The sequence below is a fragment of the Endozoicomonas sp. SCSIO W0465 genome (assembly GCF_023716865.1).
Lineage (GTDB): Bacteria > Pseudomonadota > Gammaproteobacteria > Pseudomonadales > Endozoicomonadaceae > Endozoicomonas.
Map to the genome: position 1 here is coordinate 3,511,329 of NZ_CP092417.1, position 24,973 is coordinate 3,536,301.

The 24,973-nt window shown below is 46.3% G+C and carries 22 protein-coding genes; 13 read left to right on the forward strand and 9 right to left on the reverse strand.

Annotation, left to right across the window (positions count from 1 at the left end):
• The first annotated feature begins 3 nt into the window (after positions 1 to 3).
• Positions 4 to 3,099 carry an efflux RND transporter permease subunit gene (locus MJO57_RS15745; protein ID WP_252026709.1) on the forward strand — a complete coding sequence of 1,032 codons (3,096 nt, stop codon included), beginning with the start codon at positions 4 to 6 and terminating at the stop codon, positions 3,097 to 3,099.
• 50 nt (positions 3,100 to 3,149) lie between these two features.
• Here the strand turns inward: MJO57_RS15745 and MJO57_RS15750 are convergent, their stop codons facing one another.
• A complete protein-coding gene (locus tag MJO57_RS15750) occupies positions 3,150 to 3,944 on the reverse strand; it encodes an MOSC domain-containing protein (protein ID WP_252026711.1) in 795 nt (264 codons plus the stop codon).
• Positions 3,945 to 4,073: 129 nt separating this feature from the next.
• Here MJO57_RS15750 and MJO57_RS15755 point away from each other — a divergent pair, with 129 nt between their 5' ends.
• Entirely contained in the window at positions 4,074 to 4,904 is an 831-nt protein-coding gene (locus tag MJO57_RS15755; RefSeq protein WP_252026713.1) for a TatD family hydrolase, read from the forward strand.
• On the opposite strand, the gene MJO57_RS15760 is transcribed toward MJO57_RS15755, so the two are convergent.
• Positions 4,861 to 5,745 (reverse strand): cation diffusion facilitator family transporter, encoded by an 885-nt coding sequence (locus tag MJO57_RS15760; protein WP_252026715.1) that lies wholly within the window; start codon positions 5,743 to 5,745, stop codon positions 4,861 to 4,863. The two genes, MJO57_RS15755 and MJO57_RS15760, sit on opposite strands and share 44 nt — an antisense overlap.
• A gap of 149 nt (positions 5,746 to 5,894) precedes the next feature.
• Positions 5,895 to 6,143, reverse strand: a complete 249-nt coding sequence (locus tag MJO57_RS15765; RefSeq protein ID WP_252026717.1) for a glutaredoxin family protein — start codon at positions 6,141 to 6,143, stop codon at positions 5,895 to 5,897.
• A 49-nt stretch (positions 6,144 to 6,192) separates the two neighbouring features.
• On the opposite strand from MJO57_RS15765, the gene MJO57_RS15770 reads away from it, so the two are divergent.
• The 7 genes from MJO57_RS15770 (at position 6,193) to MJO57_RS15800 (ending at position 16,202) form a co-directional block, all read left to right on the forward strand.
• Complete coding sequence (locus MJO57_RS15770; protein ID WP_252026719.1) at positions 6,193 to 8,247, forward strand: cation:proton antiporter; 2,055 nt, start codon at positions 6,193 to 6,195, stop codon at positions 8,245 to 8,247.
• Between the two features lie 142 nt (positions 8,248 to 8,389).
• Positions 8,390 to 9,976 (forward strand): hypothetical protein, encoded by a 1,587-nt coding sequence (locus MJO57_RS15775; protein ID WP_252026721.1) that lies wholly within the window; start codon positions 8,390 to 8,392, stop codon positions 9,974 to 9,976.
• Positions 9,977 to 10,274: 298 nt separating this feature from the next.
• Entirely contained in the window at positions 10,275 to 12,014 is a 1,740-nt protein-coding gene (locus MJO57_RS15780) for a hypothetical protein (protein ID WP_252026723.1), read from the forward strand.
• A 74-nt stretch (positions 12,015 to 12,088) separates the two neighbouring features.
• Entirely contained in the window at positions 12,089 to 12,292 is a 204-nt protein-coding gene (locus MJO57_RS15785; protein ID WP_252026725.1) for a DUF2970 domain-containing protein, read from the forward strand.
• Between the two features lie 482 nt (positions 12,293 to 12,774).
• Positions 12,775 to 14,430, forward strand: a complete 1,656-nt coding sequence (locus MJO57_RS15790; RefSeq protein ID WP_252026727.1) for a nitrite/sulfite reductase — start codon at positions 12,775 to 12,777, stop codon at positions 14,428 to 14,430.
• Positions 14,414 to 14,914, forward strand: coding sequence for a DUF934 domain-containing protein (locus tag MJO57_RS15795; protein WP_252026729.1), 501 nt, complete (start codon positions 14,414 to 14,416; stop codon positions 14,912 to 14,914). Before MJO57_RS15790 ends, MJO57_RS15795 begins: the two co-directional genes overlap by 17 nt.
• 115 nt (positions 14,915 to 15,029) lie before the next feature.
• On the forward strand, positions 15,030 to 16,202 hold the full coding sequence (locus tag MJO57_RS15800) for a cation:proton antiporter (protein ID WP_252027040.1): 1,173 nt from the start codon (positions 15,030 to 15,032) through the stop codon (positions 16,200 to 16,202).
• 25 nt (positions 16,203 to 16,227) lie between these two features.
• On the opposite strand, the gene MJO57_RS15805 is transcribed toward MJO57_RS15800, so the two are convergent.
• Both MJO57_RS15805 and sohB read right to left on the reverse strand, forming a co-directional pair.
• Positions 16,228 to 17,109: an OTU domain-containing protein gene (locus tag MJO57_RS15805; RefSeq protein WP_252026731.1), complete on the reverse strand. Its 882-nt coding sequence runs from the start codon at positions 17,107 to 17,109 to the stop codon at positions 16,228 to 16,230.
• A gap of 444 nt (positions 17,110 to 17,553) precedes the next feature.
• Positions 17,554 to 18,603 (reverse strand): protease SohB, encoded by a 1,050-nt coding sequence (gene sohB / locus MJO57_RS15810; RefSeq protein ID WP_252026733.1) that lies wholly within the window; start codon positions 18,601 to 18,603, stop codon positions 17,554 to 17,556.
• A 190-nt stretch (positions 18,604 to 18,793) separates the two neighbouring features.
• Here sohB and MJO57_RS15815 point away from each other — a divergent pair, with 190 nt between their 5' ends.
• Entirely contained in the window at positions 18,794 to 19,141 is a 348-nt protein-coding gene (locus tag MJO57_RS15815; RefSeq protein WP_256493308.1) for an SCP2 sterol-binding domain-containing protein, read from the forward strand.
• 198 nt (positions 19,142 to 19,339) lie between these two features.
• Here MJO57_RS15815 and nudC read toward each other — a convergent pair whose 3' ends face one another.
• From nudC to MJO57_RS15835, 4 genes are read right to left on the reverse strand one after another with little or no spacing between them, the layout of a single operon-like run.
• Positions 19,340 to 20,137, reverse strand: a complete 798-nt coding sequence (gene nudC / locus MJO57_RS15820) for an NAD(+) diphosphatase (RefSeq protein ID WP_371924881.1) — start codon at positions 20,135 to 20,137, stop codon at positions 19,340 to 19,342.
• Positions 20,138 to 20,182: 45 nt separating this feature from the next.
• Positions 20,183 to 20,899 (reverse strand): DNA polymerase III subunit epsilon, encoded by a 717-nt coding sequence (dnaQ, locus tag MJO57_RS15825; protein ID WP_252026736.1) that lies wholly within the window; start codon positions 20,897 to 20,899, stop codon positions 20,183 to 20,185.
• Between the two features lie 37 nt (positions 20,900 to 20,936).
• Complete coding sequence (gene rnhA, locus MJO57_RS15830; RefSeq protein ID WP_252026738.1) at positions 20,937 to 21,377, reverse strand: ribonuclease HI; 441 nt, start codon at positions 21,375 to 21,377, stop codon at positions 20,937 to 20,939.
• The gene (locus MJO57_RS15835; protein ID WP_252026740.1) at positions 21,361 to 22,188 is read right to left on the reverse strand and encodes a methyltransferase domain-containing protein; all 828 of its coding nucleotides are present in this window, start codon (positions 22,186 to 22,188) and stop codon (positions 21,361 to 21,363) included. The genes rnhA and MJO57_RS15835 overlap by 17 nt, the downstream gene beginning before the upstream one ends.
• A gap of 259 nt (positions 22,189 to 22,447) precedes the next feature.
• On the opposite strand from MJO57_RS15835, the gene gloB reads away from it, so the two are divergent.
• From gloB to MJO57_RS15850, 3 genes are all read left to right on the forward strand, one after another.
• On the forward strand, positions 22,448 to 23,230 hold the full coding sequence (gloB, locus tag MJO57_RS15840) for a hydroxyacylglutathione hydrolase (protein ID WP_252026742.1): 783 nt from the start codon (positions 22,448 to 22,450) through the stop codon (positions 23,228 to 23,230).
• Positions 23,231 to 23,383: 153 nt separating this feature from the next.
• Positions 23,384 to 24,559, forward strand: coding sequence for a transglycosylase SLT domain-containing protein (locus tag MJO57_RS15845; RefSeq protein WP_252026743.1), 1,176 nt, complete (start codon positions 23,384 to 23,386; stop codon positions 24,557 to 24,559).
• Positions 24,537 to 24,890, forward strand: coding sequence for a LysM peptidoglycan-binding domain-containing protein (locus MJO57_RS15850; protein WP_252026745.1), 354 nt, complete (start codon positions 24,537 to 24,539; stop codon positions 24,888 to 24,890). Before MJO57_RS15845 ends, MJO57_RS15850 begins: the two co-directional genes overlap by 23 nt.
• The last annotated feature ends 83 nt before the right edge of the window (positions 24,891 to 24,973 follow it).

Here is a 24,973-nt window from a genome sequence, read left to right on the forward strand (position 1 = left end):
CCAATGCAAAGTCTGATTGCCGCATCGCTGATGCGAACCCGTACCGTCATGATGATGCTGGCTTTAATCCTGATTTCCGGCCTTGCCAGCTATCTTACTATTCCCAAAGAGTCAAGTCCTGACATCACGATTCCGGTTATTTATATCTCCGTTTCACACGAAGGTATATCGCCGGAAGATGCCGAGCGGCTGCTGGTACTCCCCCTGGAAAACGAACTCAGGGCAATAGAAGGTGTTAAGGAACTCAAGGCAACAGCATCCCAGTCTCATGCTTCCATCACTCTGGAGTTTATCGCGGGTCTGGACACGGATGAGGTCCTGGCAGACGTCAGGGATAAAGTTAATCTGGCCAAAAGTAAGCTGCCCCAGGGTACCGATGAGCCTATTATCAACCAGATCTCCTTTGCCAGTATGGAGCCGGTGATTACGGCTGTACTGTCCGGTAACTTACCTGAACGTGCACTGGTCAGAATAGCCCGTGAGCTAAGAGATGTGCTTGAATCCAGAAAGCAGATACTGGAGGTGGATATCGCAGGTGACCGGGAGGAAGTTGTTGATGTGATTATTAACCCGCTCAAGCTGGAAAGTTATGGGCTGGTTCCCGCCGATGTTATCAATCTGGTTTCCCAAAATAACCAACTGGTTGCTGCTGGCAATCTGGATAATGGTAAGGGACGATTCTCGGTCAAGGTGCCTGCTGTTTACAAAACACCGGCTGATATTCTCTCTCAGCCGGTCAAAGCAGACGGCGACCGGGTCATTACCTTCGGTGATATTGCCAGCGTGCTCAGTACGTTTAAAGATGGTGGCGGTTACGCCAGAATGAACGGACAAAACAGTATTGCCCTGGAAATCAAGAAGCGCCCCGGGGAAAACATCATTGAAACGGTAGGACTGGCAAAAGGCATTATTACCGAAGGCCAGAAACTGGCGCCCAAAACCCTGAAGGTTGACTACGTGGGTGATCAGTCAGTCGATGTGGTGGATATGGTCAACGATCTGCAGAACAGTGTTCTGGCGGCCATCATTCTGGTGGTTACGGTCATTGTCGGGGCACTGGGCTTGCGCAGCGCCGTATTGGCAGCCATTGCCATTCCCGGCTCTTTTCTGACCGGTATTTTGATCATCGCCATGATGGGCCTGACCATTAACATGGTGGTCCTGATCTCTCTCATGATGGCCGTCGGCATGCTGGTTGATGGAGCCATTGTAGTCACCGAGTATGCTGACCGTAAAATGAGTGAGGGAGTTGTCCGTAAGCAGGCCTATCAGGAAGCCTCGTTACGCATGGCATGGCCAATTATTGCCTCAACAGCAACCACGCTTGCCGCCTTTTTCCCGCTGATGTTCTGGCCGGGTATTATGGGTGAGATGATGATGTACCTGCCATTGACCCTGATTGCTACCCTCTCTGCATCTCTGGTGATGGCTCTGATTTTTATACCCACCATTGGCTCCCTTATTGGCAAGCCCAGACGGCTCAGTGCATTGGAAAAGCGCTCTATCAGCGAAGCGGAAACCGGAGATTTACACAATGTTCCCGGTTGGACCGGGGTTTATATTCGCACGTTGTCAAAAGCGATCCAACACCCGTTAACAATACTGTTCTCGGGTATGGCCATGGTAGCAGCCATTTACCTTGCCTTTATTACTTTTGGCAAAGGCTTTGAGTTCTTTCCTGATGTTGATACCAATAACATCATGGTCAAGGTGCGGGTGAACTCCAGCAACCTGTCCATTGATGAGAAGGATGAAATCCTGAGAAAGGTAGAAGCGATCCTGCTTCAGCAGCCAGAATTAGAAACACTGTACGCACGAACCGGGGATAACCAGGAAGTGGGGACAATCCGCCTGAATATGGTGGACTGGAAGTATCGCCGAAAAGCAGCACTGGTGGCAGAAGAGATTAAACAGAAACTTTCGCATTTCGCCGGACTCGATATCACCGTTGAACGAAGAAAAGATGGCCCTCCCCAGGGAAAACCTCTGGAGCTGGTCATCAGTGCCAATGACCTTGATATGCTGCACGAAACCGTTGGCAAGGTCAGAACGGTTCTCGCCGACATCGATGGCTTCACCAACCTGGAGGATGACGGCCCTACCCCCGGCTATGAATGGCGTATTGATGTCGACCGTGCTGGTGCTGCCCGTTACGGTGCTGATGTCAGCAGTGCCGGCGGCCTTGTCCGTCTGGTGACCTCTGGTTTAAGGGTCGGGAGTTATCGGCCGGATGACAGTAGTGATGAAGTGGACATTCGTATTCGTTTCCCTGTATCCGACCGCCACCTTGAGAGTATCGACCAGCTCCGGTTAATGACCCGGGCGGGCCTGGTACCGATCAACAATTTCACTACCCGGGAGATAGTCCCCAAGGTTGACAGCATCAAGCATCTGGATGGTAAACGAACCGTCAGTGTCGGTGCCAATCTGGCCGAAGGCATTCTCCTCAATGACCTGCTGCCCGAATTGAAAGCGCAGCTCGATACATTGGGTGTACCACAGGAAGTCAGCTTTACCATCAAAGGGCAGAATGAAGACCAACAGGAAAGCAGCCAGTTTCTGATCAAGGCATTCGCCATTGCTCTGTTTGTGATGGCCATGATTCTGGTGACGCAGTTCAACAGTTTCTACCAGGCGTTCCTGATTATGTCGGCGGTGGTACTTTCTACCGGTGGTGTTTTGTTTGGATTACTGCTGGCAGGAAAACCCTTTGGTATTGTGATGTGTGGCATCGGGGTCATTTCACTGGCCGGCATTGTAGTGAACAATAATATCGTGCTGATTGATACCTATAATCTGTTGCGTAAACAGGGCATGAAAGCGGAAGAAGCCATTTTGCGAACCGGAGCCCAACGCCTTCGACCTGTGATGTTGACCACCATCACGACCATCCTGGGACTTCTGCCCATGGTGCTCTCCACCAATATTGATCTGTTCAATCATCGACTCGAGATTGGCGGTCCTACTGCCCAGTGGTGGAATCAGCTATCCACCTCCATTGCCGGAGGGTTGGCATTTGCCACCCTGTTGACACTGGTTCTAACCCCTTGCCTTCTGGTCATCGCTGGCCGAAGGCAGGATAGAAAGGTGGCTCAGTAAACCAGTCACAGCAACTTCAGGCAGTAGTCTCTGCTATTGCCTGAAAACACTTATTTCAAAATCGTGACCTTATCCCCTATCCGGATAATCCCTTCCCGATCAGGAATAAGGTTCTGACCAAAAATAACACCCATCTCCGTTCGACGATATTGAGCCAGTGTAAACAGTGGTTCTCTCCCTTCTTTCTCTCCGGTTTCGGGGTTGATGGTTGTCATCACACACCGGGAACAGGGTTTGGCGACCCGAAAGGTGATATCACCGATCATAATCACTGACCAGGTATCTTCTTCATAGGGCTGATGACCATTGATGACGATATTGGGGCGGAAACGGGACATGGGCACTGCATTTGCCAGGCGTTGATTCAAATCATCTAAAGATGTTTCATTGGTGAGAAGAAAGGGGAAACCGTCGGCAAAACTGGTGTGATCCTTCGGTGTTGAGTACCGGGCATCGGTTGGTCGTATTGACCGTTCCGGCTGATAAAACAGCCTGCATTTCATCTTCAGGAAATCACTGAACCACTGAGCAGCATTATCCCCGGCATCAAGAGCCTGACAATCGTCCTTCCAGACCGTTACTGTCGAAGCATAAGTCCCCTCTTCCGGTATGGGTACATAGAGGTTCTCAGCAGCGGGCCGTGTAATTAATAATCCTCCATCCACGATGGAGGTGGCTATGGTTGCCAGGACTGGATATTGTCGCTGAGTGATAAACTTGCCATTTTCATCAGTCACCAGCCAGCGGCGATCATGTGCAAAACCTCTATGGGTTACAAGGGCACTTTCAAGGGAAATTGCGCTTGTTGATTTGATCGGATAGATCGCCAGCCTGGTTATTTGCATCAGCTCCTGCTCCTGTCGCTTCGTTGGTCAGGGTATTATTCGCCCATAAGGATAAGGCTATCGCTTGTTTATGAGAACAATGAGCAGCAAAATATCCTGCAAAATGTATTGGTTATCACAGGACTCTCAATGACACTGCAGCTGGTTGATATAGGCGTTAACCTCAGTGATAAGGCTTTTGACAAAGACCGTGACGAGGTCATCAGTCGAGCTGTAGAGCACGGAGTAACAACAATGATCCTCACTGGCACCTCCCTGGCAGAGTCACAGGAGGTACTGGATCTGGCCCGAAACTACCCTGGCCTATGCTTTTCTACCGCAGGTATCCACCCGCATGGAGCCAAAGGCGCAAATGCCCATACCTTCAGGGAGCTAAAAGCTTTATTCAGTGAGCCAGAGGTGGTTGCAGTTGGTGAAACCGGTCTGGATTTTAACCGTGACTTTTCTCCCCGGCCGGTTCAGGAGAAAGTATTTGAGCAGCAGTTGGAGCTGGCTATAGAGTGCGGTCTGCCCCTGTTCTGCCATGAAAGAGAGGCTTCAGAACGCTTTGCTGACATCATCAAAAACTATCGTGACCAGGTCAGCAAGCTGGTTGTACACTGCTTTACAGCCGATAAGAAAGCCCTGTATCGATATCTGGACCTGGACTGCCATATTGGCATGACCGGATGGATCTGTGATGAACGACGGGGAACCCACCTTCACCCGCTGGTAAAGGATATTCCGGTAAATCGATTGATGGTGGAAACCGATTCACCATGGCTACTGCCAAGATCATTGACGAAAAAGCCGAAAAGCCGGAGAAATGAACCGGCCTTTCTTAGTGAGGTTGTTCAGATGATTGCCACGCACACCGGGCTTTCCCCGGAACAGATTGCCCGGCAAACCAGAGAGACATCACTGGCATTCTTTAATCTTACGGCTCATCATCATGGCCTTCAGGGTCAAGATGAACAATAACATCCGCATCGGGCAGGTATTCAAGTACTGCTCGCTTTGCCTGCACCCCCAGTTCGTGGGCATAGATCAGCGGCGTATTTGGTTCAAGGTCAAGATGCATCTGAATAAACGGTATTGAGCCTGACACCCGGGTCCTGACGTCATGAATACCCAGGACCCCGTCTACAGAGAGGGCTCGCCGCTCGATTTCCTGAAGTTCTTTCTCTGGCAGCGCCTGATCCATCAATTGCTGGATCGCTTCCCAGGCAAGGCTTCTGACACTGAACAGCATATAACCGCCAATCAGCAAAGCAAGAATATTGTCCACTTGATGATAGCCATAGCTAGTCCCTATTAGGGCCGCCAGCACCATAATATTGGTCAGAAGATCCACTTGATAATGAAGTGAATCAGACTTTATCGCTGCTGAGTTGGTTTTTCGGATGACATAGCGCTGAATGGACAACAGTATCAGGGTGGCGATGATCGAAAAGACCATAACCATGATACCTGCGCTTTCATTATCCAGCACAACATCTTCACCCGTTATCCGGTCAAGAGTGTTAAGTACCAGTACAATCGCCGAGCCGCCAATAAAGGCTGACTGAGCCAATACGGCAAGCTGCTCAGCCTTCCCATGGCCAAAATGATGATCTTCATCCGGCGGCGCAATGGCAATCCTGACGGCAAATAAGGTAATCAGGGAGGCCAGAATATCCATCGTGGAATCCAGCAAAGTAGCCAGCAGACTCATGGAACCGGTCATAAACCAGGCCATGAGCTTAGCGATGATCAGAATGCTTGCAGTGGCAACCGAAGCGTAGGTTGCTTGCTTGAGTAGCCGGTTTTTGTCTTCAGTCACATTCTTTCCAGATTTTTTTTCAGACTGTTTTCCAGAGAAGCTGTCATCAGGCTCAGACGTTGCCTTCTGTTGACGGGACTCTCGTCTTTGAGCCAGAGCGTGGTTAATCATGCGATCCCTGCCAATTAACAACCGTCGATCATTCTATCCTATCCTGAAACGTCTTGTATCAGCCAGTCATTCAACGCCACAGCGGTAAATGGCCATCCAAGTTCCCTGCCCCCTTCTGTAGCGATGACGGGAATCCTGACGCCATAGCGATCAACCAGAAAGTCATCCTCACTTATTTCTACTGCCACCCATCGACAGATCTGCTGATTTTGTAAAAGATTCAGCATTTCTTCAGCCTCTTCACAAAGATGACATCCGGAAGTGGTATATAAAGTCAGTTGAAGCATAAACTATCCCCTAAAAAGCGAATCTATCATAGCGATAAATAACCATAGAGTGAGTAAAGATTATGTAGATATAACTACAATACAGTGTTTTTGCTTATACTCTTATCGGGTACTAATAAATTCAGCTGGCGATCCCATGGACTTTACATTTTTTAATCAACTTATGCTTATTCTGGCTCTGTCAGCGGTCACTATTGCCTTTTTTAAACGGTTCCAACTGCCTGAAAGTCTTGGCTATTTATTTGTGGGCATCATTCTTGGGCCGACAACCTCGGGACTGATACAGCAGGATTTTGATATTGCCCTGCTGGCCGAAATTGGCGTGGTTTTTCTCCTCTTTACACTCGGTCTCGAATTCTCGATGAAAACCATTATGGCCATGAAAAAGGAGGTGTTTGGCTTTGGTGGACTGCAGGTACTACTGACAGGCATTGGGATTTTTGCGGGTTTGATCGCCTTTGATTTCGCAGTACTCACATCACTTGTCTGTGCATCAGCACTGGCTCTCTCCTCCACAGCGATTGTGTCTAAAGAACTCACCCAGAGCAATGAAATACGTTCCCGTCAGGGGCAGCTGGCAATCGGAGTTCTTCTTTTTCAGGATATTGCTGCCGTTGTCTTCCTGATTATGATCCCCGCCCTGATTGGTGGAGGGAGTGGTTCCATCGCATCCTCTCTTGGATTTGCTTTTGCTGAAGGTGTTGTGTTTGTAGTGATCATGCTGGCAATCGGCAAGTGGGTTCTGCCACTTATTTTCCACGAGGTTGCCAAGGCCAGGTCTGAAGAACTGTTTGTTCTTATGGCACTGGTTATTGCCCTGATGGCCGCCTGGTTGTCTCATGCAATGGATCTTTCCATGGCTCTGGGGGGATTTGTAGCCGGCATGATGATGGGCGAGAGTCACTACAAGCACCAGGTTGAAGCAGATATCAAGCCATTTCGTGATGTGCTCCTTGGGCTGTTTTTCGTCTCAGTGGGCTTAATGCTGGATATGAACGTTCTGGCAACGTTCTGGAAAGAGATTCTTCTCGGTACTGTGGCACTGATCGTCTTTAAGTTCCTGGTGATTTATACCCTGGCCAGAACTTTTGCGGAAACCAAGAATATCTCTCTTAGAGCCAGCTTGTCACTGGCACAGGGTGGCGAGTTCTGTTTTGCGCTGGTTGCCCTGGCATCACAATATGGCGAAAGTGGCGGCAACCTGACCTCTGTTGTTCTCGCGGTTACTATCCTGTCGATGATCATTGCCCCACTTCTTATCAGGAACAGCAATGCCATTGTCAAGCTGGTCAAGTTCGATAAATCTGAACAGAGCATTCACCGGGTGAAAGAAGAGGAAGTCCGCAAGCAAACTGCGCATATACATCATCATACCCTGATCTGTGGTTATGGCCGTGTAGGGCAAACCATTGCCCGTTTCTTGACTCAGGAAAACAAAGCTTATGTTGCTATTGATGATGATCCTCTCCATGTTCACGAAGCCGGACTTGCCGGAGATCCGGTCTTCTTTGGAGATTGCCGTAAGTTAGAGCTGCTCATGGCGGTTGGTTTGGAGCGAGCAAGTCAGGTGGTCATCTGTATCGATCGTTCCGACAATGCTCTGAAAATATTACAGGCTGTGCGACAACAATTTCCTCAGGTTCCTGTTCTTGTGCGTACACGGGATGATAGTCAGTCTGATGAATTGAAAAAAGCCGGAGCAACGGTGGTTATTCCGGAAGTGCTCGAATCAAGCCTGGTTATTGTTAAACACGCCTTATTGATGCTGGGCATGAATCCTGCCCATGTACGTCAAAGAGTCCATGAGGCCAGGACAAAAGGGTATGAAATCCTGAACGGCTTTTATCCGGGCATCAGTGATTATCTTATGGAAAATGACAAGAAAACTTATCGCCATGCCGTTACCCTGAGCAAACATTGTGCGGCTGATCAGAAAACCATCGAGTCTCTTGATTTTAAGGGAACTGACGTATCAATTGTTGAGGTTCGTCGCAAAAATATGGTCTTACAACCCCAAGCCAGAATGATATTGAATGCCGGTGATATTGTTGTTTTAACGGGAAGTAATAGCGATATTTCTCACATTGAGAAACTTTTTGACTAATTTATTGACTAATAATAAGGATAAAACATTTATATTAACCGGACTGTTTTGGGCAAAAAGCTAGCTCGAAATACTCTGCCTTAGAGTCAAATGGCAATGGAATGCCCTCCTATTCTGGATGGTAGGTATGCCAAAAATAACGTTGTCTGATTACCGCTTCAGCTATTTCCGATCATTCCTGTTTACCTGTTTGTTGCTGATAATTTTCATGTTGTGCAACGCTTCACTGGTTTATTCATTTCATGAAGATCAGGTTCTCATACTATCACCAGAAATGAATCAGGATTTAGAAATAACTAATCCAGATCTGCAGGAAGTCACAATTACTTTAGACACCAAAGCTCTTGAGAAAGATCTTCAGGGTAGGATTCCTGTACAGCTTATTTTAGATAACGACAGATTAACATTTGAAAATGGTGAGCAACAGATATTATGGAATAATCAGATAAATATACTGGAACATGGGCAAATCAATACTGCGAATAATGACTCATTCATATATATCAAACTTAGCCCGGACCCAGGTCATCTTGATAAGAATGTAAAAATTACCATAAGAAAAGAAAAGGATCTTTCCAGGCTGTCAGCAATGGCTGCATTTTTTCCTCAAATCCTTCCGATTATCCTGATGGATGAAGTTAAATTTGGTCCGAAGCCAGTAATTTTCTATGAAGCACTGATGAGATGGAATTATAGAATACTGGGAGGCGATATTACTAAATCGATTCGAAATCTTGTCCTCAGCCAAACGTTTGGCGACCAAAAAACTTTAGCAGCACAATGTTCAGCAGATTTTATCGAAGGGTTTCTTCTCTTTGAGTCTGCAAATTACGGAGAGAATGCTTCATCTACCAAGACAAAAATCCAAACATTTCGAACGTATGTCATGGGCGCACCTTTCAAGAGACTGATGGACTGTATGTCAACCGTGTTATCATCAACATTGTCTGAGATTCAGGAAAGTCAAATCGGTGATGAGTGGTATTATTTGAAAAATATGAACAAAGTATCAATCAATGGTCTATCAAAAATTATGGTCGGCTATGGATTTAACACATTTGCTTTTGAAGCTGGAGACTTCTTTAAGTTAGTGAAAAAAAACATTGGTTTTTCTAATGCTACTAATGATCTTGCCTTGCAAACGGAACTGGACCGATCAATCATAAAAGCGGTCCAATACACCCTTCAATCAGGGTATGAAGAGTTCTTTAAAGGCCAACTCCAATATCACCATTTCAATGAGCGCTACGCTCTGCCTCTGGCCACGGGTGCTGGTATTATTGAAATCCTGTTGAGGCTTTATGGCCAACAGGGTATGGCAGGTCGCGACCAAACCCATCAGGTAAATTCTTTGACCAAGCGTGCCGAAGCAATTAGTGTCTCAATCAATAAAGCCCTGCCGCTGTCCGAGTTATCTGATCATCAGCTGCTAATGCTGGGTGTTACAATACCTGCTGTTCTTTATGGTACCTTTAAAATAGCTAATGTTGCTGCTGGCTATGATGTGTCATCTCCCGTTTTTAAACTATTCGATAGCGCCTATGAAGGAATGGTCCTGGGTGCTGCTACTCAGTTGATCTCACCCGTTCTTCAGAGATATGGCATTCTGGCTGCACACGCTATACAGAAGCCAATTCTTCAATATATGAATGCAGAGCCAGGAGGCTGGTCTGAATTTTTCCTGGCGGATACAATTCGTTATCGTATAGATGTATTAACTGAAGATTAACCACTTCACCCAGACACGAACATTGATTAATGGGGAAGCAATTCCAAACATCTTTATATAAGAATTAATTAATGTTTTCATGAAAAATACAAAAGAAATAAAAAAATAAAATATATCTCAATTGATTATGATAAAAAAACACTGAATTCGTTTAAAATTTATAAGATTTTTCTTATTAAGAGTGATAATTACCTTAAAACGAATTGTTTCAGGTTTTGCTGCGGTAAAGGATAGGCTGATACTGAGGTATTTAAAAATGACTCACCGATTACTTTTCAGAAATAATATTAAATCATCCATGCCCGAAACAGCTGTTCACTTTTGTCAAATATCCTTGGCATCAATTTTACATCAGACATTCAATTGTAAAAAAATTCTGAGTGTTTTTATTTTCTCATTTGTATCCCTTAACTCTAATGCATTTATTCAGAAGCTATCTCCTGATAATAATTCTGTTGAGACTATCGTAAAAGATAATAGCCCGATTCATATTGAAATTGACACCGTACTATTAAAAGATCAAGTATACGGAACAATTCCCATAAGATTTCGATCGGAATATGATCAGGCTTTCTTCAGGAAAGAATATTCAGGGACAAAAGAAATGTACTGGCATGATCAGGATGGTCTTGTTGAAAATAGAAAAGTTGAAAGTAGAGAAGTTGATGAGGTAAACGATGACCGTTTCATTAAACTAACACTAAATACTGATAAAATGATAGGTAAAAAAATAAAAGTCATACTTGAAAAAGAAGAGAATCTTTCCAGGATTGCTGCCGTGGGTGCTTTTGTCCCCCAAGTGATCCCTATCATTGCCATGAACATGGTTACATGGCAGCCACTCTCTTTCTGGTCAACCCTGTTACGCTGGAATTATCTGCTACTGGACATTGATGTTGTTCACTCAATCAGGAACCTGGCTCAAAACCAAGTCTTTTCGAATACTGATTCTCTCTTCGCCCAGTGTTCTGCAGATTTTGTTGAAGGTTTCACAACATATGCTCTGCTGTCAAATCATGGCGAGCCGGTTACCGATGATCCAGACAGACCTACAGCAGCGGAAGCAAGCTCCAATAAAATTAAAAAGAATGCAATAGAGAGAAGTAAGGCTGAAACGTTCAAATTATTCCTGAGGACAACACCCACCAATCGAATGTTTGATTGTATTTCTTCTGCTGTCGCCAGTTCATTGAAAACGCTACGCAATGAAGATCGTTTGTATCAGGTCTTTGGGAAATGGCCCATGCTCTACGCTATGAATGATGAAACCATCGACGGTATTGCCATGCTGATGGTCGGGTATGGATTCAATATTTTTGCCAATGTTCCCGGAGGCGCACTGTCTCTGATTCGCAGGGATTTGGGATTTGAATATTTGCCTGACCTTGCCGGTCAATTTAACAACTCGATCAAGACCAGTATTCAATACATCATTCACAAAGGCTATATGAGGTTCTTTAAAGGAAGAGGTTGGGATGCAACATCAGCTTATGCCCTCGCCACAGGCGTCGGACTACTTGAAATCGGGTATCGTTTTTACCAGGTAAAAGAAATGATACCAGCAGGACAGGATGATCGCCTGAGCCACCTGAACCTTTCAAGCCCCGGGAATGGAGACCTGTTTGATAACCTGCAACACCAGATAACTTCTATAGGTGAGCGAGCAGAAGCGATTGCTTCAACAGGCTATCAACTGATTCCTCTACCGGAGACTATCAAAGACTATGTCGTTCCGGTAGCAGCAGCAACTATCCTCCCGATAGCAACTTATTACGTCATGAATGGGGTATTGAACTACTACACAACAGGTGGTTTCAATATTGCCTGGCAAAAAGCCGTGACATCTGCAACCAATGGACTGGTTCTCGGAGCAATGGCCTATATACTGATTCCCTATTTAAAAGATCTTGGAGCCAAGGGCACCCAGATGCTTGCTGATCAACTGGTATCATGGACAGAAGCTGATAAAGACAGCTGGATTGGCTACTTTGCAGCCAGAGACACTCACTACAGCATCAGGGTTATCATCATCAATTAGCCTACCCCGTTTGCCAACTTCAATAGCAAGCTCATAAAATAATCAGATTTACAGCTAATAATGAGAGTTGGCTAATGTCAGATAAAAAAGGGACAGGTATAAAATCTGTGATTTTAAGTACGCTGTCTGCTGCATTCGGTGTTCAAAAAAGGGCCAATCTGGAAAGGGATTTTCAAAAGGGTAACCCAGCGCACTTCATCATCGCTGGTATCGCAGGAACTGTATTATTGGTTTTGATACTCATAGCGGTGGTCCATGTGGTAGCTCAAAACTCATGAGCCTTCACTGAGAGCTTACCCAGTATACAGCCGTCACAACTACCAGCATTATCAATGCTACAGCCGCAATGGCATCAGCTGTACTGTCTTTCATTATTTATCTCCTTGATCCGGTAAATAGGTTGTATTTTTGCCCTATGAGGCTGACCGAGAATAGCGCCCGTTGCAAGGATGGCAGAAAATTGAGGATAAAAAGTCGGAAATTTTTAGTGAATAGCGGTTCTATTTGCTAAAAATTTCCGGCTTTTTAGACCAATTTGCTGCCACCGCAGTAGGGCAGTCTATTCTCGGTCAGCCTCCTAGCCCATTCAAATTAGCGAAATCCTGACCAACCATCAACTTATTGCCCTCTTTCGATTATTACTTTTTAGCCTAATTTTATTAATAAATAGTAGTTTTACGTATATCTAAAAACGAGTACTCTCTCAGTGTCCCAGGTTTATGACCTGTTTCCTGGATGTGGCCAAACAGACGAACCATTCATGTATAAATACGATAATTACGACCAACAGATGGTCGATGAGCGAGTCCTGCAGTTCCGGGATCAGACTCGTCGCTTTCTCGCCGGCGAGTTGCCAGAAGATGAGTTCCTGCCTCTTCGACTTCAGAATGGACTTTACGTTCAGCGCTTTGCCCCTATGTTGCGAATTGCCATTCCTTATGGAATGGTGAGTAGTAGACAGATGCGTAAGCTAGCCTACATTGCCAGACGCTATGATAAAGGCTATGTCCACTTTACCACCCGACAGAACCTTCAGCTGAACTGGCCACGGCTGGAAGAAGTGCCGGAAATTCTGGAGGAACTGGCCTCTGTTCAAATGCATGCTATTCAGACCAGCGGCAACTGTATCCGTAATACGACTACCGATCAGTTTGCTGGTGTAGCGTACGATGAGATTATTGATCCCCGCCCCTGGTGTGAAATTATCCGGCAATGGTCCACTTTCCATCCGGAGTTTGCTTATCTGCCAAGAAAATTCAAGATAGCGGTTTGTGGCAGTGAACAGGATCGGGCAGCAACACAGGTGCATGATATCGGTATTCATGCTTTCTTGAATGAGAATAACGACGTGCGCTTTAAAATACTGGCCGGTGGCGGTCTTGGAAGAACCCCTATGGTTGGTTCCATTATCAAACCATCCCTCGAACCAGAGCATCTCCTGAGCTATCTGGATGCAGTGCTGAGGGTTTATAACCGTTACGGACGGCGGGATAACAAGTACAAAGCACGAATTAAAATTCTGATTAAAGCGCTTACTCCGGCGGTGTTCTCGAAAAAAGTTGAACAAGAGTGGTCTTATCTGAAAGAAACAGAAGCCAAACTTACCCAACAGGAGATTGATCGGGTTCAATCTTTTTTTTCTGAGCCGGACTACCCGGAGCTAACCAATATCAACTTGACTGACTTGGCTTTATCTTCTGAATCGGATTTTCAATGGTGGCTCCGAAGAAATGTACATCCTCACAAAAAGCCCGGTTTTAGTGCAGTCACTCTGACACTAAAGGCAACTGCTGATGCTCCGGGAGATGCCAGTGCTGAACAACTGGAAGCCATTTCTGACCTTGCTGACGAGTTCAGCTTTGGTGAACTCAGAGTCAGCCATGAGCAAAATCTGATTTTTGCCGATGTGCCCCAAAGGAGACTTCATGAATTATGGTTGAACCTGAAACCCCTGAACCTTGCAACACCTAACCAGGGGCTCCTGACCGATATGATCTGCTGCCCGGGCGGCGACTTCTGCGCACTGGCTAATGCCCGCTCCATTCCCTTAGCAGAAAACATTCAGCGACGGTTTGATGATATCGATTTTTTACATGATATTGGCGAACTGGATCTGAATATTTCCGGCTGTATGAATGCCTGCGGTCATCACCATGTGGGCCATATTGGTATTCTCGGTGTTGATCGTAAAGGTGAAGAGTATTACCAGGTTCAGGTCGGTGGTGCTTCAGGGCATGACGCGTCGCTGGGTAAGATCCTTGGACCATCATTCAAAATGGATGAAATTCCTGACGTCATCGATAAAATCCTGAAGACTTACATCGAACTCCGTACTCCGGAAGAGCGTTTTATTGATACCTGTCGACGGGTTGGTATTCAGCCATTCAAGGAGAGGGTTTATGCCAAAGCTGCTTAAGGATCAGCAAATAAGTAATGATGACTTTCAGGTCCTGCTGCAGGCTCCGGAAGAGCCCATCTTACCGGAAGGTCATGTGCTACTGCATATTTCGTCAATTGATCATGCGATCAAAGCCAATGGTCGGCATAATGGTCAGGTTGGCATCTGGTTTGATAGCGCCGACGAGCCTGAAACAGTGGCAAATACTCTGCACCAGTTTGAAGTCATTGCCATTAACTTCCCAAAGTTTATTGATGGTCGTGGTTATTCTCTGGCTCGTCTGCTTCGGGAACGCCTTGATTATCCCGGAGATATAAGGGCGATAGGCGACATTCTTGTCGACCAGATCTATTACCTCAGGCGTTGTGGATTCAGTAGCTTCAGATTAAGGGAAGACCAGAATCCGGATCATGCACTGGCGGCTCTGCAAACATTCAGTGCGGACTATCAAGCCACTGCCGATAAATTATCACCAGTGTACCGGTTAAGACATCAGCTTTAGCCACAGTTTGAAATCTCTTCCTATATTGGAAGAGATTTGCCTCATCTGCTGCGCGAAAATCAAACTGTTGGTTATACTGTCCTTTCCATAAATAATCTAAGAATGAGCCTGAATGATGGAAAGCGGTTCCCTGCTCTTCTCCTTTTTTCTTATTTTCACCGGGGCAGCGGTTCTTGCTACTGGCGCCTTATTCACCCGTCAGCCCTTGCTGGTTGCTTACATCGCTCTTGGTGCCATACTGGGTCCGTTCGGATTGGAAGTGGTTAATGACACCAATCTACTCAATGATATTGCCCATGTAGGCATCATCTTTTTGCTGTTTCTGCTTGGGCTTGACATGCAGCCAAGTCATCTTGCTCACCTGCTCAGGAAAACGGCCACCGTTGGTTTAGTGAGTTCATTTCTTTTTGCCTTAACGGGCTATGGACTCGGGCTGTCATTTGATCTGCCCCATAATGAGTCAATCATCATTGGTGCAACCATGATGTTCTCCAGTACGATTATTGGCATAAAGCTCTTGCCAACGACCGTACTGCATCATAAACACACGGGTGAAATCATGGTCAGTCTCCTGCTTCTGCAGGATTTAATGGCCATTATTGCACTCTTGTTGCTTTACAATCTGGACCCATCACACAGTGCCAACTACAGTGAACTGATCATGGCATTTATTGCCCTGCCAGCACTGATTTTCATCGCCATTATGCTGGTCAAATACCTGCTGTTACCATTAATGACCCGCTTTGACCGTTATCATGAATATCTGTTTCTAATGGTCTTGGGCTGGTGTCTGGGCTTCGCAGAATTAGCGCACAGCTTGAATCTCTCCTATGAAATTGGAGCATTTATTGCTGGAATAAGTATTGCGACCAGTCCAATCGCCCAATACATTGCCATCAATCTCAAACCGTTACGGGACTTTTTCCTGGTTCTCTTTTTCTTTTCTATCGGGGCCAGTTTCAACCTCGATCTGCTAAGCCATGTGCTTATCCCGGCACTGGTGATGGCAGGAGCAGTTATTCTCATTAAACCGGTGGTTTTTGGTTTTCTGCTGCGCAGGGTCAGTGAAAAGCGTTCCACAGCCTGGGAAGTCGGCTTTCGATTAGGTCAGACCAGTGAGTTTTCAATACTGATAGCCGCTTTTGCCAGTGGGCAGAATATGATTGGTGAGATTTCAGCACATATTATCCAGGCAACAGCGATACTCACACTACTGATATCTTCTTATATTGTTGTATTCCGCTTTGAATCCCCTATCGCCTTGTCAGAACGCTTGAGAAGGGATTAACACTGATTTGGAACTAAATAAATAATTAATTTTGTTCCAAATTTCGTCCCATAAAGTGGGGACCATCACGCACCAGGAGAATTTTTCTGCTTGGAACCAAGTTACGATCATAAGTTTCAAGCCAGTCCATGGATCTGCCATTTTCATCGACAGCAATAGTCACATTGTTATCAGTATCTATGACGATGACTGGCATTCTGGCAACTTGTGCCAGGAAGAAAGTGTCAATATGGTCAGAAAAACATCCTGGAGTTTCTATTTCTTCAAGTCCGTTGGTTATGACGGTATCCCCAGCTTCATAACTGACATCACCTTGTAACCGCGCATAGGCTCGGGCTTCGATAGGTGAAAAATTTATGTTGCCATGTTGGTAGCGCTGTTGCCAATTTCTTGCAAAAAAACCAACCTGATGGCGAAGATCTGTTGCATCTCTGGCTATTTCCGGACATTGATGTGCTGCTGAATCATACAGACAGTTACCATCTCGACTACTTCGGTAAATGCTTTCCCCATGCTGCCTCAACAAATAATCCACATTCGCCTCTTGCATACGTATAAATTTTTCCGAGCCTATCTCTTTATAAGTTGGTGGCAGCTCATAGGGGTTTGTTACTTCTGAGGCCGGTATTCCAAAGGAGGTATAGCCTGGAGGAGGCGATGCATAAGGTGAATATGGCGGAGGTGGCGCGTAGGACGTATTGTATGGAGGTGGCTGAATTGGGGCTGCAGCAGGATTTCCGGCACCAGCTGAGAGGGTCGCTGGTGGCTCTATATCAAGCTGTGGTGCATTACTGCTCCTATCGTTATGATGGGAAAAATACCCAATCACAGCAATGCCAAGCACTACAGTGACTGCACTTGCAGCAATAATTGCAGCAATGCTACTGGCAAAAAAAGAAACTGCCAAGCCCGCAAGCCCCCCCCAAGGTTAAGACGGCTACCCCAGCTACTACTCGTACGGTTCGGGAATGCGTCCAATGCTTTGCATGGCAAACGATATTTTCAGCCTCAAGCTGACTATGATTGTAATGAGCCGCTACTGATGCTCCAACGGAATTCATTTTCTGCCCCTCAAAAAATAGTTAATTTTTAGACTGATAATTAGGTCTATAGTTCAAAAAAATGGACCCGTTCAGGACAAAAACTAAAGGCAATGAATACCGTATAAAAAAGAGCCATGAGCGCTTCTAGGAGGCTGACCGAGAATAGTCTGCCCTACTGCGGTGGCAGCAAATTGGTCTAAAAAGCCGGAAATTTTTAGCAAATAGAACCACTATTCACGAAAAATTTCCGGCTTTTTATCCTCAATTTTCTGCCATCCTCGCTACGGGCGCTATTCTCGGTCAGCCTCCTAGGAAAAGAATCGGCTGGTACTAAATCTCCCCCACCATTTCATCAGAGTATTATCCAGGGCTGTCTCAGCAGCCAGACCAAACTTGTCGGCAACTCCTTTCTTTATCACATACTCAACCTGTACCAGGTCTGCCTCATCTACCTTCCGGTAGATATATTCATCACTGGTGCTGATTTCATCAATGAGGTTGAGTGTCAAAGCTTTCAGGCCGTACCAGATCTCACCCGTGGAAACCTGATTAATATCTACCACTTCCCTTTCCATCTTGACAAAGTCTTTGAACAGTAGATGTGTATCTTCCATATCCTGGATAAATTTTTGACGTCCCTTTTCCGTATTTTGCCCAAGTACCGTCAGAGTGCGCTTGAATTCACCAGCCGTGTGTAGCTCAATATCAACATCATGTTTTTTCAAAAGACGATGAACATTGGGCAATTGTGCCATTACGCCAATTGAGCCCAGTATTGCAAAAGGTGCTGCAACAATATGATTGGCAACACAAGCCATCATATAGCCCCCGCTCGCAGCAACTTTGTCGACAGTGACCGTCAACTTAACCCCCTTATCTCGGATTCGTTTCAGCTGGGATGCAGCTAAACCATAGGAATGAACCAGTCCTCCACCACTTTCCAGGCGGATAATGACTTCGTCTCGCTCTTTGTCTGCCAGAGAAAGCACCGCAGTAATCTCCTCCCTGAGCGATTTGACCGCAGAAGCTTTGATATCACCGTGAAAATCAAGGATGAAAACTTTTGGTTTTATCACTTCCTCACAGGGTTTATTTTTTTTGGCTTTTTTCTCCAGCTTGGCCTTCTCTTTCTCTTCTTTGACCGTTTTTTTCAGCTCAGCCTTATCCAGCAACGCATGCTTCAACTCAGTCTGAAGGTGCTCATAGTGTTCATTCAGGCAAGTAATCTCAAGATGCCCCTTGTGCATTTTCTTGGCTTTCTGGCCAATTGCAGTCACCAGAGCCACCAAAATTGCCACACCGCCAATCAGGGTGACGGTTTTAGCAAGAAACAAAAAAAAGTCTGCCAGATAATCCAAAGGGACCTCCTCAGAAAGGCTTGTGAGTCTCAATATCAAAATTGTCTATAGGATAACTTATTTATCATCGCCGGGGACTATAAAAAATGATGGGGCAGGAAATTGTTACCAGCAGACATTAATACGTACGTTTGAATTGCATTGACACATACGGCCAATACTCATAACCTTGGTTTTGTTGGAGCCACAAATGCTTAACGCCAAGAAAAAGGATAAAGTCACTATGAGCACTGTCGCTGAGATCATTGAGTCCATGAAAACCCGCTTCAATGCAGATGCAGCTGCTGGCCTCGATGAGGTTTTCCAGTTTGATATTGAAGATGCGGATACCTACCATCTGGTTATTAAAGATGGGAACTTCGATATCGTTGCTGGCGCTCATGACGATCCAAGCGTAACCCTGATCATGGACAGCAAAACCATGGTGGGTGTCATGTCCGGTGAAATGGATGGCATGCAGGCATTCATGATGGGTAAGTTGCGAGCTGAAGGAAATATGATGTTAGCGACTAAGCTTAATGCCCTATTCCCTAACTAATAGACGACTGTTAACTTTATATCCTCCCCGAAAAATTAATCCCAAACCATCCAGTCCAGCCTATTTGTGGGCTGGCCTTCTTTGTATGATCATAGCAACGACACTCAACCAATATTGCCGATAAGAGATATTGATAACATAGGTACGAAGTTTCGTTTATTTTTTAAATAGCAAATAATATGATTGGATAATATTGCGTCATATAAAAATGTCCACCAGCTTTCTCGCTATGGTAAATTCTAGAGGTAGTTCTGGTGGGTTATCCCGATGAAACCAACCAGCAAAGCAGAGTTCCTCGTCTTCAAGAACCAGCTCACCACTTTTGTATTCGGCATGGAACCCCATCATTAATGAATGAGAAAAAGGCCAGCTCTGGCTGAAACAGTAATGAAGATTGCTCAGTTTGAGGCCTGTTTCTTCCAGTACTTCTCGATGAACGGCCTCTTCAGCACTCTCTCCGGGCTCAACAAAACCGGCCACCAGCGTGTGCATGGTTGACGCCTTACCGTGGCGATGATGTTGGACCAGAAGCATTTCATCCCCCCTTGTCACCAGAACAATGACACAAGGAGAAATCCTGGGATAAGCATGGTGTCCACAGTTAAGACAAACCATGGCCCACTCTCCCTCTTTTTCCCCGGTATGCTGTCCACAACAGCCACAAAAGGCATGTTCTCTGCGCGAGGTCAGGATTTGCAGAGCATGACTAAGGAAGCTGTAGACCGTTGAGTCTGACACAGATAGTAATGCTCTGACACTAACTGTATCCGCTTCAATAGTGAGACTTGAGAGCTCAACAATCCCGACTGACTTTCCATGAAGATAACCCGTGACTATAGGCACTTGTTTGATTGCCGGTTCAAACCTCTTGAGACAGTACCAAAGGAAGTTTGCTTCAGGGTTTTCTCCATTAAGAACAATTTGCCCTTCAAAAAGTATCAGCCAACACTGGGCATTCAGTTCAGGTTGCAGGCCTTGCAAAGGCAAATAGTTCACTTCACATACATTAGTAAGATCATGGTTCAGTTCCAAGGCAGACTCCTAGTCGTTAGCAAGCCAGAGGCAGTTGCCCGATTTTTTTTGAATCTGTTCCAGTTTGTTTTGATGGTTCTGCAACTCATTATCACTGGCAGAGATCACGCGAAGTTCAGCCCTGCCGGGAGCCAGTCGCCGAATAGCACTGCCCTCCCCTTCCGAATCACCGGCATTATCATCACTGCCACTCAGCGAAAGTGCCGTCTGCCCCCCTGTCATCGCAAGATAGACTTCTGCCAGAATCTCAGAGTCCAGCAGCGCACCGTGCAGGGTTCGGGAAGAGTTATCTATAAAGTAGCGCTTACATAAAGCGTCCAGGTTGTTCTTCTGGCCAGGGTGTTTTTTCCGGGCCAGTGCCAATGTGTCAAGAACTCCGCAGCACTCTTCTACATTGGGGAAACCACGACGCAGCAGCGAAAATTCGTGGTTGATAAAACCAACATCGAACGCTGCATTATGAATAACCAGCTCAGCCCCGCGGATAAAATCCAGGAATTCATCGGCAATAGCACTGAAGATCGGCTTATCTACCAGAGACTCATTGGTAATGCCGTGGACGTTGATTGCTTCCTGCTCAATCACCCGCTGCGGATTGATATAGACATGGTAATGATTGCCGGTCAACTTCCGGTCAATCATCTCCACACAGCCTATTTCAATAACTCTATGGCCTTGTTTAGGGTCAATACCGGTGGTTTCTGTATCAAGAATTATCTGTCGCATGGGTTAACTGTTCTCAAATCTTTGCCAGAGAGGATGTCTACTTTTTGCAGGCTTCCGCTCCCTTACAGGCCAACTGGTCAGCAATTTCATTTTCCCGATGACCGGCATGGCCTTTGATCCATCGCCAATCGATATCATGGCGCTGATTCTGTTCATCCAGCTGTTGCCAGAGATCCTGATTCTTAACGGGCTTACCGGCAGCTGTTTTCCAGTTTTTCCGTTTCCAGCCTGCCATCCATTCCGTGATTCCCTTGCGAACATATTGAGAATCGGTAGTAAGAATGATGGAGCAGGGTCGTTTCAGCGCTTTAAGCCCTTCAATCGCTGCCCTCAGTTCCATCCGGTTATTCGTCGTTTCAGGGTCACTGCCAAAAAGCGTTTTCTCTACTTTACCGTAACGGAGTAACACACCCCAACCTCCCGGGCCGGGGTTGCCTTTACAGGCACCATCGGTAAAAATTTCAACGGTCTGACTCAAAAGAACTCCAGTCTCTGTTTGCTTTCACGGTACTGGTGGTTCTACCAGCACTTGGTCGGGTCAATGGCTGACCGACAACCCCCCTGCGCACGTCAGACCACACCTTTCTTACAGGTGTCAGCCCCGGGGTTTCACGGGTGGCAATCATCATATAAAAACCACCAACCGGTAGCTGAAGCTGTTCCAGCCTTTCTTCAATAAGGTCACCACGCAAGCCGGTAAAGAAGCGTTTCAGCGGTTGTACATAACTGCCATAAACGATTCTCTCAACTCTGAAATTGAGCAGCACAAGCCAGTCTTTCAACCTGGACGTCGAAATAAAGTGAGCATCCCTGAGAAGACGACGCTGAACTGGTACACACCACCGTGCAATATTAGTCATGCTGTAGGGGTTGAAGCCAATAATGACCAGTTTGCCGTCCGGGATAATGGTATTTGCTGCCTCACTCAACAAACGATGAGGACTATCCGCAATCTCCAGCGTGTGTTGCAGCAGAACAAGGTCAAGACTTCCCGGTGAAACTGGCCAGTAATGGGGATCAGCCATCACCTGTGGCCTTGGACAATCGGTAAGATAGCTGGAACCGAGGATAAACTGTCTTCTTACCGGGCTGCTGAACATCAAGTCTCGATGCCAGGATGCCGAATATTGTCCTGCATGGAAACCAAAGATGGTACCTAACTCCCGTTCCAGCAGGCTTTTTTCATAGTCAACCAGTAACCTTCCTGAGTCAGTATCCAACCAGTGGCGCAAGTCTCCAATACGGTCACAGAGACTGCTTTTGATCCTTTTCCGAAATCGTCGAATCATGCAAATTATTGTACCAATAAACAGTCAATACTTGTTTCAGACCTGATCTATGAACCCCTCAGGCACTTTTCATCATCAGTCCTCTTCATGTTAACCTCCTTATCGCCGAGTTTATACAGAAAAAATTATTCTATGCCATCAGCAGGCGTCGGCTATAACATCTTCACCTGCCCCATGCAGGCTCTCAACTATGACTATTACTCCCCGTGCAGTAAATCAATGATGATCACAGGGATGTATGTAAAGGACAGGTAGCGTGATGCTTATTATATCTCCCATACCCGCATTTAATGATAACTACATCTGGATGTTTCACTCGCCGGATAGCAAGAATGCATTTGTCGTTGATCCGGGTGATGCCCAACCAGTTGAAGAGGTACTGAACCGTCATGGACTCAACCTGGCTGGCATTCTCATTACTCACCACCACTTTGATCATACCGGCGGAATCGGTGAACTGACCCGCAACAGAAATATTCCGGTTTACGGCCCTGATAACCAGAGCATTAAGGGAATCACTCACACCCTGCATGATAATGATACGATCGAACTCAGTGGCTGCCATTTTAACATTCTTGCTACGCCTGGCCACACTCTGGATCATATTGCTTACTTTACGGATTCTGGCGCCGATAAAAATCCAGCACTCTTTTGTGGAGACACTCTATTTGTTGGTGGTTGCGGCCGATTATTTGAAGGGACGGCTGAACAAATGTATAGCAGTCTGTCACGTCTGGCTTCACTACCTGACAACACACGGATTTATTGTGCCCATGAATACACTCAGGCAAATTTGAAATTTGCCCGGGCAGTGGAGCCAAATAACCAGAAGCTACAGGAACAAGTTATGCAAGTTGCTGAGCTATGCTCTGAAAATCGGCCTACTGTGCCCTCAACACTAAGACAGGAACTGAACACAAATCCATTTTTGAGATCAGACCAACCGGAAGTCATTCAAGCCGCCTCTGACAGGGATCCGTCCTCAAATGCCAGCCCAGTTGACGTTCTAAGGGTAATCCGAGCATGGAAGGATAATTTTTGATAGTGGTAAAATAATGAACTGATAATACCCAGAACCCAATATATGACCAAAGCCCCCTACTTAAAAGGCCAGCGATTTACTTTTGGCCCGACAGCACCCCGACGGACTCTGCCGACGCTGGCCTTTTCACTGTTTCTGACTGGTTGCCATCTGGTGAGTACATCGCCCTCTTCCTCGGCATCAACCATCAAGAAGGAAACAGCACCTTCTGTTGAAAAGCTGCAGGTAAAAAAACCAGAGAAGATAACCCCGGTAAAAAAAGCCCCTGTTGTGGTAGACGACCTGTGGATTCGGATTCAGTCAGGCCTGGCAATGGATCTTGACCAGAATGACCCGAGAATTCAGGCCGAACTGGACTGGTATAAGCATAACAAATTCTATTTCAGCCAGATTTCCAAACGATCAGAGCCTTATCTCTATTTCATCGTCAAAGAAGCCGAGGCAAGAAATGTCCCCCTGGAACTGGCATTGATGCCGATTGTGGAGAGTAGCTTTGACCCTTTCGCATACTCTCATGCAGGCGCTTCAGGACTCTGGCAGTTTATGCCTGAAACGGGTGAACACTATGGCCTCGATCAGAACTGGTGGTATGACGGTCGCCGGGATGTTGTCCACTCTACCCGTGCAGCTCTGGACTACATGCAAAGCCTGTACAATATGTTTGGGGACTGGGAGCTGGCTCTGGCAGCCTTTAATTCTGGCCCCGGCCGGGTACAGCGGGCTGTTCGAAAAAACAAAAATCTCGGTAAATCCACACGCTTCTGGGCGCTTGATCTTCCCAGTGAAACGACTGCCTATGTGCCAAAACTGATTGCCCTCGGTAAAGTGGTTCGCAATCCATCAAAATTTGGTGTCCAGTTGGACAAAATACCGAATAAGCCCTATTTCGACAAAGTACATACCGGTAGTCAGCTGGATATGGCCAAAGCATCGAAACTGTCGGGTGTTGAACTGGAAGAACTCTACCGACTGAACCCCGGACTGAACCGCTGGTCAACGCCCCCCGAAGGTCCTCACCACCTGGTCGTACCAGTGACTCATGCCGAGCATTTCCGAACTCAGCTGGCCAGCCTGCCACCAGAGAAGCGAGTACAATGGCATCGCTATACAGTAAAATCCGGGGATACTCTGGGCTCTATTGCCATGAAATACCAAACCAGTGTGAATGTGATTACTGAGGCCAATAACCTCAGCAGCACCCTCATTCGTATTGGTCAGGGTTTGATAATCCCGGTAGCTGCCAAAACGGCGGAAAGTTACACACTCAGTGCCAGCCAGCGTCTTGCAGCAAAAACAGAATCGTTCTGTGAATGGTCGTTACAAAGTTGAGTATCTGGTAAAGGCTGGCGACAGCTTCTGGACCATTGCCCGGAAGTACAATGTGGGTGTTAACGAGCTGGCCCGTTGGAATAACCTGTCTCCCAGGGACACTCTGCAAGTTAATCAGAAGCTGGTTGTCTGGAAGAAACAAGGCTCTCAAAATGCGGTAGTGCGGAAGGTACATTATAAAGTTCGTTCCGGTGACTCTCTGGCCAAAATTGCGTCAAAATTTAATGTGAATGTTAACCAAATCAGGGACTGGAACAGTGATATGAGTGACAAATACATTCACCCCGGCCAGCAGGTCACATTATTTGTCAATGTAACACGCAGCTTCTGAAACAAGCCCGGCCCACCTTCCCGCAGATGCTATTCTCATAGATTTTCTGCCGGAAGGTTCGGATCGTTGATCATCCTGAAAAG